Origin of the sequence: Hydrogenibacillus sp. N12 (assembly GCF_019645935.1) — a bacterium.
GTDB classification, from domain to species: domain Bacteria; phylum Bacillota; class Bacilli; order Thermicanales; family DSM-22653; genus Hydrogenibacillus; species Hydrogenibacillus schlegelii.
On the sequence record NZ_CP080953.1, the window covers coordinates 709,359 to 721,757 of the forward strand.

Genomic DNA, 12,399 nt, shown 5'->3' on the forward strand with positions numbered 1-12,399 from the left:
GGCCGGGAAGGGGCCGTTCCCCCGGACGAAGGAATTTATGATAAAATTTCAAGAGTCGAAGACGGCGTGGGGGGAGAAGGCGATCGAAACGGCAAAGGCGATCCGGCGGAAAAAGGAAGGACGGCCGAAGGGCCGGTGGCGGACGTGGGGGGAGATCGGGGCCGCGGCGCTCGGGCTCGGTCTCTGGTCGTTCGGCGGCCCGACGGCCCATCTCGGGTATTTTCGCCGGGCGTACGTAGAAAAGCGGCGCTGGCTCGACGAAACCACCTATGCGGAGCTCGTGGCGATCGCCCAGTTTTTGCCCGGGCCGGCGAGCAGTCAGGTGGGCTTTGCCGTCGGGGTGCTCCGGGGAGGGCTGATCGGCGGGATCGTCGCCTGGCTCGCGTTTACGTTGCCGTCGGCACTTATCATGTACGGTTTTGCACGGTATCTGGCGGTGAGGGTGAATTCGCCGTTCCCGCTTGGCGGCGAAGCGCCGGGGTGGTTGCACGGGCTTGGGCTCGTCGCCGTGACCGTGGTGGCGCAAGCGGTCTTCGGGATGGCGCGCACGCTGGCGCCGGACCGCCCGCGAGCGACCTTTGCGGCCGGAGCGGCGGCGGCCGTCCTGATCGTCCCCACACCCTGGACGCAGGTGGCGGTCGTTGTGGCCGCCGGCCTGATGGCACTTCTCCTGTTATCTCGTCAGAGGGCGGGCGCTTCCGATTCTGCCGGAGCGGAAGAACGGAGCGACCAGGAAGCTTCCACCTCCTCATCCTGGACGTCGCCGGTCGGCTGGCGGACGGGGGTCGCGGCGCTCGCTCTGTTCCTTTTCCTGTGGGGGGTTCCGGCGCTTTGGCCGCCCTTCGGATCGGCGGAGGCGCTGCGGCTGTTCGGGCCGTTTTATCGCGCCGGCGCGCTCGTCTTCGGCGGCGGGCACGTCGTGCTTCCGCTCCTCGAGCGGGAGGTCGTGCCGACCGGTTGGGTCAGCCCGGAAGACTTCATGGCCGGCTACGGCCTGGCGCAGGCGCTTCCCGGTCCGCTTTTTACCTTTGCCGCCTTCCTCGGCGGGCGGATCGCCGGCGCCGGCGGGGCGGCCGTCGCGCTTCTGGCCCTGTTTCTCCCCGGCCTTCTTCTCGTGCTCGCGGCGCTTCCGTTTTGGACGGCCGTCCGGCGCTTTCGCCCGGCCCGGACGGTGCTTGCCGGCGTCAACGCGGCCGTCGTCGGGCTAATGCTTGCGGCCCTCTACGACCCGCTGTGGACGGAGGCGGTCCGCTCGCCGGCCGACGCGGCGGGGGTCGTCGTCCTTTTTCTTCTTCTTCATGTCTATCGCCTACCGCCGGCGGCCGTCGTCGCCGCCGGCGCAGGGTGGGGGTTGCTCTGGGCAGGAGGGCTGCCAGCAGCTGAAAATACGATTGATCTTCGTCACTTTCTCGGATAAAATATACCCATGAAACTCAGCCAATGGGCCAAAAATCGCGGCATCACCTACAAGACGGCGTGGCGCTGGGTCAAAGAGGGCAAGAAGAAAGAGAGGTTGACGATGACCTGGTGCGCGACATGACCGAGGTCCTCACTTCCCTTGCCGCACGATTGTGAAGAAGACGGACTTCCCGTGGATGTACGAAGTGTCCAAATGGGCGCCGCAGGAGGCGCTGCGGGATCTGGAAAAGGCGTTCCAAAACTTCTTTCGCGGGCGGAAGATCTGCCGGAAGATCGGCTATCCGAAGTTCCGGCGGAAACACGACCGGCGGGACAGTTTCCGGCTGGATAACAGTTCCGGCACGATTCGCCTGCTTCTGGACGGGAGTGACAGGCGTTATCCCGGAAAGGCGCGCCACATCGTGCTCCCTCGCATCGGCGCCGTGCGCCTGAAAGAGAAGCCCGTCCGCCGGAAGAAAGGCGGCGTAAAGACCCGCTTCCCGCAGGGGCGCATCCTCCACGCCACCGTCAGCCGGGAGGCTGACCGCTGGTTTGTGAGCGTAACGGTGGAGGAAGAAATTCCGGATCCCACCCCTCCTAAGGGTCCGGCCGCCGGGATTGACCTCGGGCTCAATTCCTTCGCGACGAAGGCGGAAGAAGCCGGCGGCGTCACTCAAATCGAAGCGCCCAAGCCCCTCGCCAAAAGGCTCCGCCTCCTCCAAAGACGCCAGCGCGCCCACAGCCGGAAGGAAAAAGGTTCAAAGAACCGACAAAAATCGGCCCTTCGCCTGGCCCGGCTGCACCGGAAGATCCGGAACATTCGTCTGGACTTCCTCCACAAGCGCACGACCGAACTCGTCCGGACGCATCCGGTGATCGCGATCGAGGATTTGAACGTTGCCGGCATGCTGAAGAACGACCACCTGGCGCGGCACATCGCCGACGTCGGCTGGGGCACCTTCCGGGCGCTCCTCGAAGCGAAAGCCAAACTTCGAGGCGTGCGGATCGTGAAGGCAGGGCGCTTTGAGCCGACGTCGAAGACGTGCCACGCCTGCGGCCACGTTCTGTCAGAACTCCCGCTTTTCGTCCGGGCGTGGACGTGTCCGGCGTGCGGCACGCATCACGATCGGGACGTGAATGCGGCCAAGAATCTGCTCAGGTTTGCCCTGACCGTGGCGTAAGACGGTCCTACCGTGAGTTCCGCGGGAAGTTAAGCCTGTGGACACCGGAGGTTGCAGGCTCCGGCCGGTGCCGGTGGATGAAGCAGGAAGCAACCGGACAGTATCCCTTCGATGGGAGATTTGTCTATGAGTTGCGGAACGGGAGCCCAGATCGGGCGCGCCGGTTCATGAGACGTTCGGCCCCGAAGCACGCGAAAGGCCCGCCTCGGGGCGGCCGACCTCGGCCGGAGCGGGGTCAGGCGTCGGCCGGATCGGGAAAGGGGAACGGCCACCGGTCGTGCGCACCGGTCGCGGTCGGGTCCTGCAAAAGGCGATCGGCCGCCTCGATCGCCTCAAAGAGGGCGGCCTTCGACCAGCCTTCCGGCACGTCGGCGGCCCGGCGGAGGTGGGCCCGGGCGGTGGCGAGGAGCCGGCCCGCGCCGCGCCGGTTGCCCCGGGCGGCGTGATGGTAGGCGGCGGCGATCTGGATCAAAGCCTGCAAAAAGGGGTCGCGCCCCCGGGCCCGCCAGACGTCTTCCAGCGCTTCATGGGCGTCGAAATAGCGGCCCTCCGCCATGAGCGCGACGTAAGTCGCGAGAGCCGCGGCCCGGTCGCGACCGGGATCGGCCGCCGGACCGCCGGTTTGGGGGCTATTTTTCATTCTGGAGCTTCCCTCCCTCGATGCCGCGGATCCTTCGGGTCGGCGCCGCCTGCGGTCGGAAGCCGCCCGCGATGGGAGCGATGCCGGAGCCGGCACTCAGGGCGTGCCGCGTGGTGGGGAAACGCCGGGGCGAGGAAGGGAAAAGAGAAGCGCAGAGAAAGTGGAGCTTAGAGAAACCGATGAGGGCGTTCTGACCGAAGGTCGGACGGCCGTTTTCGTGATCGGCGTCGGCCTCTTCGTGGATGTTCAGGCGAATGACGCCCGGGATCAAGACGGCGTGAGCGACGCTCGAGACGGGGAACAGTTCGGGATGCCCTGCACGACGGCAAACCAGAGACCGGTCCTGTACGACCTGCGTCGGCTCCTTTCCGTCGTTTGCGCTCGGTTTGGGCCGCATCAGCCGCCGGCGCTTCAAAATAGCCGGAGCGTGAGCGGATAGCGGACGACGTGCCCTGCCGCAGCGGAGACGGCGCCCCAGAACGAAAGGATCAGCCAGCCCGTGAAGACGGCGGCAAACGGCCAAAGAAACGGCGTGGAAGCGACGGTCCCTACGATCCCCGGCCATCCCTCCGCGCCGCCGCCCGGCCCGACGTCGAGGGGTGGTGCCGTCCCGCGGCCGACGGCGATCGCCGCCGGCAAAAACGCCAGCGTCGCAAGCCCCGTCCAGGTGAACTGAAAGCGAGTCGCCTCCCGACCGTGGTCGTAGAGGAGAGGGTCGAGGCGTCCGAGCAGGACCCAGAGGGCGAGCGGAAGCAAAATCTGAACAAAAGGCAGGCGAAAGACGATCGCCATAAGGCCGCTCCCGTGGATGAGGCCGCCGAGCGCTCGAAGCAATATCGGCGAAGGAGGGCGGCGGCGGACGAGCTTGGGCGGGATCAGCCAAGTCACCTCCTCAGGCCAGCTTCCCCTTCGGTGCCCGACGACGGAGGACCGAAAACCGAGAGGAGTGTGATTTTCTCCCTCCCCCTGAAGGGGAAGGGCTTCCTGGCGGCAGGATGTCCTGCCGGGTTACACCGAAGGCTTCGCGCCTCCGGAGGGGACCGTCACTGAAGTCCCGACTACGTCAGGTACCGGGCTTAAGCCCCGGCCCTTGACGATACGTGTACGTACCGGTTGTAGCGCTTATCCCAGCGCCAGTGCCGGATCGTGTGGAAAGACACCGGACCGGGTACGCCGACGACGTTTTCGGCAAGCCGGAACTTGAGCAGGTTGCCGGCGCCGTTCAGATCCGCCTGCAAAGAGAAGCCGCATCGCCTGCACTTCCAGTGCCCGCGATGTCTTCTCGACGACGGGTCTCGCCGGCCGCAGGCGTAACAGGTCGATGACGTGTACTTTTCGGGAAGAAAGATCGTCCGAATCCCGCGCATGAGGTTTTTGTACCCCTGCTGGGAGCCGAGGCGATCGTAGGCCATCTGGTGGATCTTCTGACTGGCCTTCTTCCCCTTCATCCCGGTTCCGGCAGAGCGGCGAAGGCCGGTCAGATCGCCGAGGACACTGACGGCGATGCCTTCTTTCCGGTCGAGTTCGGCCAGCGCTTTCGTCAGGGCGTGCTCCATGTGCCGGATCCGGCGATCGAGCTTCTCAAGGACCCGGGCTTTGGCCGTCTGAAGCCGGCGCCAGCGCCGCGACCCTTCCCTGAGGCGGCTCATCTTCGCCTGAAATTCCGCCAGCACCTTGTTGCGGTACTGAATCTGGGCCAGGAGTTCGCGGCCGACGAAAAGATCCAGCACACCGGCGGAGGTCGCCCGGGCAAGCATGGCCGCGTTGTAGTCGTACGCCGCAACGGGACCCGCCTCAGGGCGGACCGGCATGACCCCGAGATCGAAGGTCACGTGGAGGATCAGGTTTTCCACCTTCCGGCGACGGACGATCGCCTTCACCTTGACCTCGACCGGAGTCCCGGTGATGCTTTGTCCATCCGGCAGGACGATGACGTTCCATCCCGCAGGCAGCGGAACCGAAACGGGATCTTTTCCCCGCGATCGCTTCAGCCCAAGGCCGTCCGGTCGGACGTCAAAGCCCTGCTTTTTCCAGGTCACGGTCCGAAGGTGTTTCTTCGGTTTGAAATCCGGCGGACGCATTTCATCGTGACCGTTTTCCCGGTGCTTCCGGTAGCCGGAGACGGCCTCAAAGTACTCTTCCACGACCGCCTGAGCCGACTGGGAGTGGAGTTCCTTCCAGACCTTGAAGAACTTGAACTTCGCTTTCAGCTCCCCTTCGTTCGGCCACCGGTTTTCTTTTTCCCGGATCTCCCGCGAATGCCAGACGCACGAATTCCAGATCCGGTTGGCCGCCTGCATGATCGGTTCGAACTCCGGCCGGCGGTCGGGTCCGATCGGAAACTGCCGGGTGAGGAGCAGTCGATCGGGATGGGAGGCGGAACTCCAGGCCATGCCTTTCACCTCCTTTAAGCCGAGGATACCGAAATTCGCACAAACGTTCAAGCGCCGCTTTCATCCCGCCCCCTGAAGGAGGCGGGTCTTCCCGCGGCGTTCTATAAGATCACCGGACGGCGGTCTTTCGGGCGGTGAAACGCCCGGCGGTTTCGGCGGGACGGAGCGCTCCGGCACCGCCACGACGGCGGCGTCGGCCGGGACGTAGGCGACCGCCTCCCGCCGGGTGATGACTTGCGGGTAGAACCGTCCCGGTTCGGGCGCCTCGATCCGGTAGACGATCGCCGCCCGGCGCCCTCCGTCGGAAAATTCCACCCGAAGGACGGTGAGGCGGTAGCCGGGGTTCGGCAGATCGGCGCTCAGGACGACCCGCTTGACTTCGGGATGAAGGCGCGTCTCGTGCACGGTGACGGGCACGCTCCACTCCTCCTCGGCGACGGGATCGCTTCCGCCCGGCCGCTCGGCGCTCGGGTCCGAGTTGGCGGGAGCGTGGAGGCGGGCGACATCCCGGAGCCGGTCGATCCAGAGAAAGGCGAGCCGGCGTTCCACCGGCGCCGTCCAGAGAGGGGGGCGCCGCCGCTCCTCCGACCTCGTCGCGGCGTCGTCGCGGCGTCCCTCAGCCGGCGGCGCTTCGAAACCGAGGGCCCTCGCATCGCCGTCCTCGATGACGCCGAGCGCCCGGAGGGCGGTGAGGGCGAGTTCGGCTTCGGCGTCGGAGCGGCGCGGCCCCTCCGGTTCCGGGATCGGAAGCGGTTTGGGGCGTTCGCTTACCGGCGGAGAGGCGGGCGAGGGCGCCGTCGGTTCGGAGGCGATCGGCGCGTTCGGATCGATGAGGTGCAGGGCGGAGGCCGTGCGGGCGAGGACGATGATGAGTTCTCCGTACGGGATGGGCGCTTCAAAATTGGCCCGAAGGTCGAAGAAGACGCCGGCGTCGGCGAGGACGGCGAGCGCCGATCGGTACCACGCTTCCTTCCGGACGTTCAGATAGCGCCCCTCGATCGGCGTCTCGGGCCAGACGGCGCGGCGCGGCTCGGGAAAGAAGCGGGCCAGGACGACGGCCGCCTCGCCGTACCGAATCGGCCGGTCGAGCGCGAGCCCGGCGGCGCCATCGCCTCGGATCCAGCCGTCATCCCGGAGGCGGGCGGCGGCGGCATCGGCCGCCGCCTTTCGCTCGGGGAGCGTCGCGAGAAAAGCCGCGGCGGCGGTGGCCGGCCGGGCGCCTTCAAAGCGGAGAAGGAGGGCGCCGATCGCCAGGGCGAGGAGAACGAAAAGAGCGAAGCGAGGCTTTCCGCCGGGCGGGCCGACGGCGGCATATGCCCGGCGGGATCGGGGCGCATCGGGCGAAGCCGGCGCCGGTTCGGGCGATCGCCGGGCGGCCGCATCGAGCCGGGTCCGGGGCATCGGCGCCGAGACATCGAATCGGTCGGTCCTCATCGGCATCGTTCCTTTCGATCGGGTTGCTTTAACCAATTAGACGTCGGGCACCGGCGTCCGGTTGCGGGTGCGGGGCGGTTTGCGGTCGACCGGCGGTTGAAGGTAGAATGAAAAAGAGGGAATGAAAAGGGTAAAACAGCATAAAACGACAAACAGGCGAGGAGGAGAGCCGGCGATGGCCGGAGGAGAGATGGGCGAACGGGAAGCCCGCAACTGGGCGATGGCGCTTCACCTGAGTCCCTTTTTTGTTTTTCTGATGCCAAGCGTCCCGTTTCTTGCCGTGCTGGTGCCGCTCGGGCTTTGGCTCTGGAAAAAGGACGCCCATCCGATGATCGATCGGAACGGCAAAGCCGTCCTTAATTTTCAGCTGACCGTTCTTCTCCTGGGCGGAGGGCTGATTTTCCTCGCGGTGCTTTTGATGTTTCCCTTCCGGCCGGAGCTCATAGGGATGGAACAGACCGTTCCTTGGGAGCTGCACTCGTCGTTGGAAGGCCGGTTGACGGTCGGAACGGGGGTTCCGGTTCGGACGGGACTCATTTTAATTTGCGCGGCCGTCGTCCTGGCGCTCTTTTTGCTTTGGTTGATCGCCCCGATCGTCGGGGCCGTTCGGGCAAAGGACGGGCGACCGTTCCGCTATCCGATCGCAATTTCGTTTTTCCGGTGAAGCGGGGAACATCGGGTAAAGCGGGAAACTTCGGCGACGGGCCGCTTGGCCGCCCTCTTGCCTCCGTGGCGCCGGATCCAAGGAGCCGGCGGTTACGGAGGCTTTTTGCGGCCTGCGTCCGTCTCGCGGCGTGCAAGCGCAGAGCCGGATGGCTCCCGTGACGCGCGGGCACCCTGGTTGCGAGATACATAAGCATATGCTAATATCCTTATGGGCGATCGAACAGCCGGTAAGGCTTTTTCCTTGCGGAACGGCAAAGGCAGCCTTTCGGGCCCAAGGGGGGAGACGATGCGATCGTGGGAAGGCGGGCTGCTTTCGCAGAAGGCGAGCGGCCGAGGACAGGGGCGAGCAAAGACGGCCGGCGGGGAGGGGCGCATCGCTCTGGAAGCCTTTCGGGGGCAGGCCGACGGGTCTTTCACGCTCGGCGGGCGCCGAGACTCCGACGGTCCCGCCGGCGTCGAAGAGCGTCCGGCGGCCGTTGCTTCTTTCGATGTCTTCAAGCGCCGGGCGGTGCTCTTTCGGGCGCTCGGGGATGCGACGCGGCTTAAAATCCTGGCGCTTTTGCGGGTCCGGCCCCTTTGCGTCTGCGAGCTCGTGCCGCTTCTCGGGATCAGTCAGTCGGCCATTTCGCAGCACATGCGCCGACTGCGGGAGGCAGGCCTGGTCGCCGGAGAGCGCCGGGGGCAGTGGGTGGTTTATCGCTTGAACGACGCGCTCCCTGCCCCTTTCGTCTGTCTCCTGAAGGATTTGCCCGACATGTCCGACGAGATCGGGCGCCTCATGTCCGGGGTTGCGGCGCCGGTGTGTCGGCGTTAAGGTTCGGCGTTTGGCGGGAAAAGGTCGAAACAGAAACAGTATAGCGGCCGGTCGTAAAATCCGCCACAAAACCACCACGAGGGCCACCGGTGGGTGCCTGGCGTTCTCTTTTTCGGTTACATCGTCGGCGATCTGCTGAAAGTGCCCGTCTCGCTGATCGTTTTGCCGCTTTCTTTTGTTTTTCTCTGGTCGTCCCGGCGCTCTTCCGCCGTTTCCCCGGTGCGCGTGCTCAAAGAGGCGCCGTGGTCGATCGTCTTTTTTTCCATCGGGATGTACGTCGTCGTCTGCGGGTTGGAAAAATGCCGGTTCGACGACCCTCTTGGGGCGCTCATCGCCCGTTTGGAAAAGGGCGGGGTGACTCTGGCGCCGGTGGGCATGGGTTTTCTGGCGGCGTTATTATCTTCGGTCATGAACAATGTGCCCCCGGTGATGGTGGAGGCGCCGGCCAACGAAGCCTCTGGCGTGACGGGGCTGTTTAAAGCAGCGCTTATTTTTGCCAATGTGATTCGGTTCGGATCTGGGATCGTAGCTTACGCCGATCGGATCGCCGGCGACGCTCCTTTGGCTCCTCGTTTTGGCGAAAAATAAAGGGGTCATCGGCTGGTGGACGAAAATGAAAACGGGCTTCGTCCTGACGATCCCCACGCTCTTTGTGACCCTTCTGGCCCTGGCGCTCTGGTTGAGCATCATCGCATGACCGTAAAGAACGGGAGGCTGGATGAAGATGGATCAGCCGATGGACAAGCCGATTCTCTATTTCCTCTGCACCGGCAATTCGGCCCGATCCCAGATGGCCGAAGGCTTCGGCAAAAAGTATCTCGGCGATCGATATACGGTGCTGAGCGCCGGGGTGACGGCCCACGGACTCCATCCGCTGGCGGTCAAGGTGATGGCCGAGGTCGGCATCGACATTTCTCACCATCGCTCGAAGACGATCGATCGCGAGATTTTGAACCGGGCGGCGCTCGTGATCACCCTCTGCGGCGATGCCTACGACACGTGTCCGCCGACGCCGCCCCATGTGCGGCGGCTGCACTGGGAGTTTCCCGATCCGGCCCGGGCAGAGGGGACGGAAGCGGAGCGCCTGGCGGTGTTCCGGAAGGTGCGGGACGAAATCGAAGCGCGCATCCGCGCCTTTGCCGAGGGCGGTGTGCCGGAAAGCGATCGCTGAGCGCCGAGGTTGCATCCGCTCTGCGCCCGGCTTTGCGCCGACGTTCATGCCGCCGGAAATGCCGCAGCGAGATCGGTCCGCTTCGCCCGGAAGGTCCTCTTGCCGCCGAGCGGATCGTTCCCGATGGGGATGATGAAAAGCGGCGGCGGATGAAGGAACGTTCGGCCGGGGCTGAGCGCCTCCGGCGATTGGACGCAAGAGGCAGAAAGGGAGGATCGGCAATGAAGGCGCAACCGTCGGTCACCGGGTTTGCGCCTCTTTATCCAATGCTCGAACTCACCGTCCGCGGCATGGACTGCGCCAGCTGTGCCCGGAACGTGGAGGCGGCTTTATCGGCCTTGCCCGGCGTTCAGCATGTCCAGGTCTTTTTGTCCACAGAAAAGGCAAAGGTCGCCATCGATCCGGAGCGGGTCACCGTCTGCCCGTCCGTGTGATCCGGCACTGGCGCTGGGACAAACGGGTGAGCCGTTTTGTGCACGTATCGTCAAGGGCCGGGGCATAAGTCCGGCACCTGACGCAGTCGGGACTTAAGTGACGGTTCCCTCCGCAGGCGAGTAGCCTGCGGTGTAACCCGGCAGGCCTGCCTGCCGCCAGGAAGCCCTTCCCCTGAGAAAGTCACCCCTTGTACACGACGCGTCGCCGGCAGGCAATCGATAGGCGCCGGCCGGCGACGCGCGTTCGGCGAATGTTCGACATTCAACGGACGTCGAAGACCATTTGCACGGCGGCTTCCCACACCAGTTCGCCCGGCAAAACTTCCGTCGCCGGCGCCGCTCCGCTGTAAGTCGCTTCACTCTTTATATCGTACATCATGCGAGGCATCGGCGACGGATTGCTCGGCAATTCGACGACGGTCCGCACGCCGACGATTTTCAGCCCGCTCTTTTCGGCCAGCACCTCGGCTTTGGCTCGGGCGTCGGACACCGCTCGTTCAAGAGCCGCTTTTTGAAGCGCGGCCGCTTCCTCCACGCCGAACTGCACGCCGTCGATACGGTTGGCCCCGACGGCACCCGTCCGATCGAGCAATTCGCCGAGGCGATCGACGCGCCGCACCGTCACCTGGAGCAGATGGATCGTTTGATATCCTCGCAACACGCGCCGGCGTTCGTTGTAGTCATAGACCGCTTGCGTGTTGAAGACGGCCGTCTTTACGTCGCGGTCGTCGATGCCGAGCGTTTTGATCGTCTTGCGGATGTTATCCATGATCCGGGCGTTGTCGGAAAGCGCCTTCTCGGCCGTCTCCGCCTCCGTCTCGACACCCAGCGTCACCCAGGCGACGTCCGGCGTTCCGCTGATACGCCCGTGCCCTTCCACCTGGATCGACGACTTGGCGTCCTGCACGGCGTTCACGACGGCGGGATCTCCGGCGGCGTCCGTATGCGGGAGGCGAAAAGCCCACAGCGCGCCGCCTACCAAGATCAGGGACAACGCGAGGATCAAAACGGCGGTCGCGCGCCACGGTTCGCGCGTTTCAAGCATGTTGCGAAAAAAAGATTTCATTTGGCGTTCACCCCTTCGATCGTTTGGTAAATTTGACGCGCGCGTCCAACAGAAGTTGCATGACACAACACAAAAGACCCGTTGAGACGCAAGGTTCCCAAACAGGTCGCCGCGATCACAATTCGTCAAAACCGTTGTCGTCGGTCACTTTGAGGACATCTTGTCCCTCGCCGCTTCGGCCGAACGGTATTCCGAACATCCTCTGGTGCAGGCCGTCGTGGAGGCGGCCCGCAGACGCGGCCTTTCTCCGGCGGAGCCGGAAACGTTTGAGGCGCTTCCCGGCAGGGGGGTCCGCGCGCGGGTACAGGACCGGCTCGTTGCCGTCGGCAGCCCGAAATGGATCGTGGAGGAAGTCGTCGCCCATTCGGTGGATCTTCCGCCGGCGTTGGAGCGCCATCTCGGCGCGGGCAAGACGCCGCTTGCCGGGGCGGTAGGCGGCCGGCTTCGCGCTGTGCTCGCGGCCCAGGATCGCCTGCGCCCGGAAGTTTTGGAGGCGCTGTCCGAGCTGCAGGCCTTCGGCATCGAGGAGATCGTGATGCTTACCGGCGATCACGAGGCGGCCGCCCGCGCCCTCGCCGACCGCCTTCGGGCTGCCGGGTTTAAGATCGAAGTGAGGGCGGTGCTCCTTCCGGAGGACAAACAGCGCACGGTCAAAGCGTATCAAGACCGCGGCCGCCGCGTGGCCTTTGTCGGCGACGGCGTGAACGATGCCCCGGCCCTGGCCCAGGCCGGCGTCGGCATCGCCGTGGGCGAGGCGGGGACGGCCATCGCCGCCGAACCGGCGCATGTCGTGCTCCTTCGCGACTATTTTCGCCTCGTCACCGAAGCCTTCCGCCTCGCGCGCCGGACCGTGCGGGTCATCAAGGGCAATCTGGGCTTTACCGTCGGCTACAGCGTCCTCGGGCCTGCGCTGGCCGCCGTCGGGATTTTACCTCCCGTGCTGGCGGCGGCGCAGTCGATCCCGGACGTGCTCATCCTGGCCAATTCGGCGCGGCTCCTTGGGATGCGGCCCTGACGGGGAACCATGTTCTTTGCGGCGCATGACAACCCCGAACCGCTTTTTGATCGCTGCGACCGGTCGTTGTCGTTTCGGTCGACCATTGGTTTGATCGTCGTGGTCATCGCTGTGCCCATTCAGGGCTTCCTTCTATTCGGCAGGTCGGCTTGTCAAAGGCGGATCATCGTGTGAAAACCCAGGGACG

At 65.1% G+C, this 12,399-nt stretch carries 15 protein-coding genes and 1 pseudogene; 10 read left to right on the forward strand and 6 right to left on the reverse strand.

The window, feature by feature from the left end:
• Window positions 1–37 precede the first annotated feature (37 nt).
• The 3 genes and pseudogenes from chrA to K2M58_RS03350 all read left to right on the forward strand — a co-directional run bounded on the left by chrA (window position 38) and on the right by K2M58_RS03350 (window position 2,579).
• The gene (gene chrA, locus K2M58_RS03340) at window positions 38–1,417 is read left to right on the forward strand and encodes a chromate efflux transporter (RefSeq protein WP_220678280.1); all 1,380 of its coding nucleotides are present in this window, start codon (window positions 38–40) and stop codon (window positions 1,415–1,417) included.
• An 83-nt stretch (window positions 1,418–1,500) separates the two neighbouring features.
• Window positions 1,501–1,572, forward strand: a pseudogene (locus K2M58_RS03345) (IS607 family transposase); the annotation flags it as partial.
• Window positions 1,572–2,579, forward strand: coding sequence for an RNA-guided endonuclease InsQ/TnpB family protein (locus K2M58_RS03350; protein WP_289628266.1), 1,008 nt, complete (start codon window positions 1,572–1,574; stop codon window positions 2,577–2,579). The pseudogene K2M58_RS03345 and the gene K2M58_RS03350, both read left to right, overlap by 1 nt.
• 235 nt (window positions 2,580–2,814) lie before the next feature.
• Here K2M58_RS03350 and K2M58_RS03355 read toward each other — a convergent pair whose 3' ends face one another.
• From K2M58_RS03355 to K2M58_RS03375, 5 genes are all read right to left on the reverse strand, one after another.
• Window positions 2,815–3,219: a DUF309 domain-containing protein gene (locus tag K2M58_RS03355; RefSeq protein ID WP_220678282.1), complete on the reverse strand. Its 405-nt coding sequence runs from the start codon at window positions 3,217–3,219 to the stop codon at window positions 2,815–2,817.
• The gene (locus tag K2M58_RS03360) at window positions 3,209–3,616 is read right to left on the reverse strand and encodes a hypothetical protein (protein WP_220678283.1); all 408 of its coding nucleotides are present in this window, start codon (window positions 3,614–3,616) and stop codon (window positions 3,209–3,211) included. The genes K2M58_RS03355 and K2M58_RS03360 overlap by 11 nt, the downstream gene beginning before the upstream one ends.
• Window positions 3,617–3,630: 14 nt before the next feature.
• Window positions 3,631–4,107, reverse strand: coding sequence for a magnetosome magnetite crystal formation protein family (locus K2M58_RS03365; protein WP_066202642.1), 477 nt, complete (start codon window positions 4,105–4,107; stop codon window positions 3,631–3,633).
• A gap of 188 nt (window positions 4,108–4,295) precedes the next feature.
• Complete coding sequence (locus tag K2M58_RS03370) at window positions 4,296–5,612, reverse strand: RNA-guided endonuclease InsQ/TnpB family protein (RefSeq protein ID WP_220678284.1); 1,317 nt, start codon at window positions 5,610–5,612, stop codon at window positions 4,296–4,298.
• A gap of 60 nt (window positions 5,613–5,672) precedes the next feature.
• Window positions 5,673–7,046 (reverse strand): protease complex subunit PrcB family protein, encoded by a 1,374-nt coding sequence (locus tag K2M58_RS03375; RefSeq protein ID WP_220678285.1) that lies wholly within the window; start codon window positions 7,044–7,046, stop codon window positions 5,673–5,675.
• A 175-nt stretch (window positions 7,047–7,221) separates the two neighbouring features.
• Here K2M58_RS03375 and K2M58_RS03380 point away from each other — a divergent pair, with 175 nt between their 5' ends.
• The 6 genes from K2M58_RS03380 to K2M58_RS03405 all read left to right on the forward strand — a co-directional run bounded on the left by K2M58_RS03380 (window position 7,222) and on the right by K2M58_RS03405 (window position 10,131).
• Complete coding sequence (locus tag K2M58_RS03380; RefSeq protein ID WP_220678286.1) at window positions 7,222–7,710, forward strand: DUF4870 domain-containing protein; 489 nt, start codon at window positions 7,222–7,224, stop codon at window positions 7,708–7,710.
• 288 nt (window positions 7,711–7,998) lie between these two features.
• A complete protein-coding gene (locus K2M58_RS03385; RefSeq protein ID WP_220678287.1) occupies window positions 7,999–8,526 on the forward strand; it encodes an ArsR/SmtB family transcription factor in 528 nt (175 codons plus the stop codon).
• 93 nt (window positions 8,527–8,619) lie between these two features.
• Window positions 8,620–9,114 carry an ArsB/NhaD family transporter gene (locus K2M58_RS03390; protein WP_220678288.1) on the forward strand — a complete coding sequence of 165 codons (495 nt, stop codon included), beginning with the start codon at window positions 8,620–8,622 and terminating at the stop codon, window positions 9,112–9,114.
• Window positions 9,101–9,223, forward strand: coding sequence for an ArsB/NhaD family transporter (locus K2M58_RS12935; RefSeq protein WP_354667525.1), 123 nt, complete (start codon window positions 9,101–9,103; stop codon window positions 9,221–9,223). The genes K2M58_RS03390 and K2M58_RS12935 overlap by 14 nt, the downstream gene beginning before the upstream one ends.
• Before the next feature lie 39 nt (window positions 9,224–9,262).
• Window positions 9,263–9,697, forward strand: coding sequence for an arsenate reductase (thioredoxin) (gene arsC, locus K2M58_RS03400; protein ID WP_220678773.1), 435 nt, complete (start codon window positions 9,263–9,265; stop codon window positions 9,695–9,697).
• Window positions 9,698–9,918: 221 nt separating this feature from the next.
• Complete coding sequence (locus K2M58_RS03405; protein WP_220678289.1) at window positions 9,919–10,131, forward strand: heavy-metal-associated domain-containing protein; 213 nt, start codon at window positions 9,919–9,921, stop codon at window positions 10,129–10,131.
• Between the two features lie 262 nt (window positions 10,132–10,393).
• Here K2M58_RS03405 and K2M58_RS03410 read toward each other — a convergent pair whose 3' ends face one another.
• Window positions 10,394–11,197 carry an SIMPL domain-containing protein gene (locus K2M58_RS03410; RefSeq protein ID WP_220678290.1) on the reverse strand — a complete coding sequence of 268 codons (804 nt, stop codon included), beginning with the start codon at window positions 11,195–11,197 and terminating at the stop codon, window positions 10,394–10,396.
• A gap of 160 nt (window positions 11,198–11,357) precedes the next feature.
• Between K2M58_RS03410 and K2M58_RS03415 the strand changes: the two genes are divergently transcribed.
• Entirely contained in the window at window positions 11,358–12,212 is an 855-nt protein-coding gene (locus tag K2M58_RS03415; protein ID WP_289628267.1) for an HAD-IC family P-type ATPase, read from the forward strand.
• Window positions 12,213–12,399: the final 187 nt, after the last annotated feature.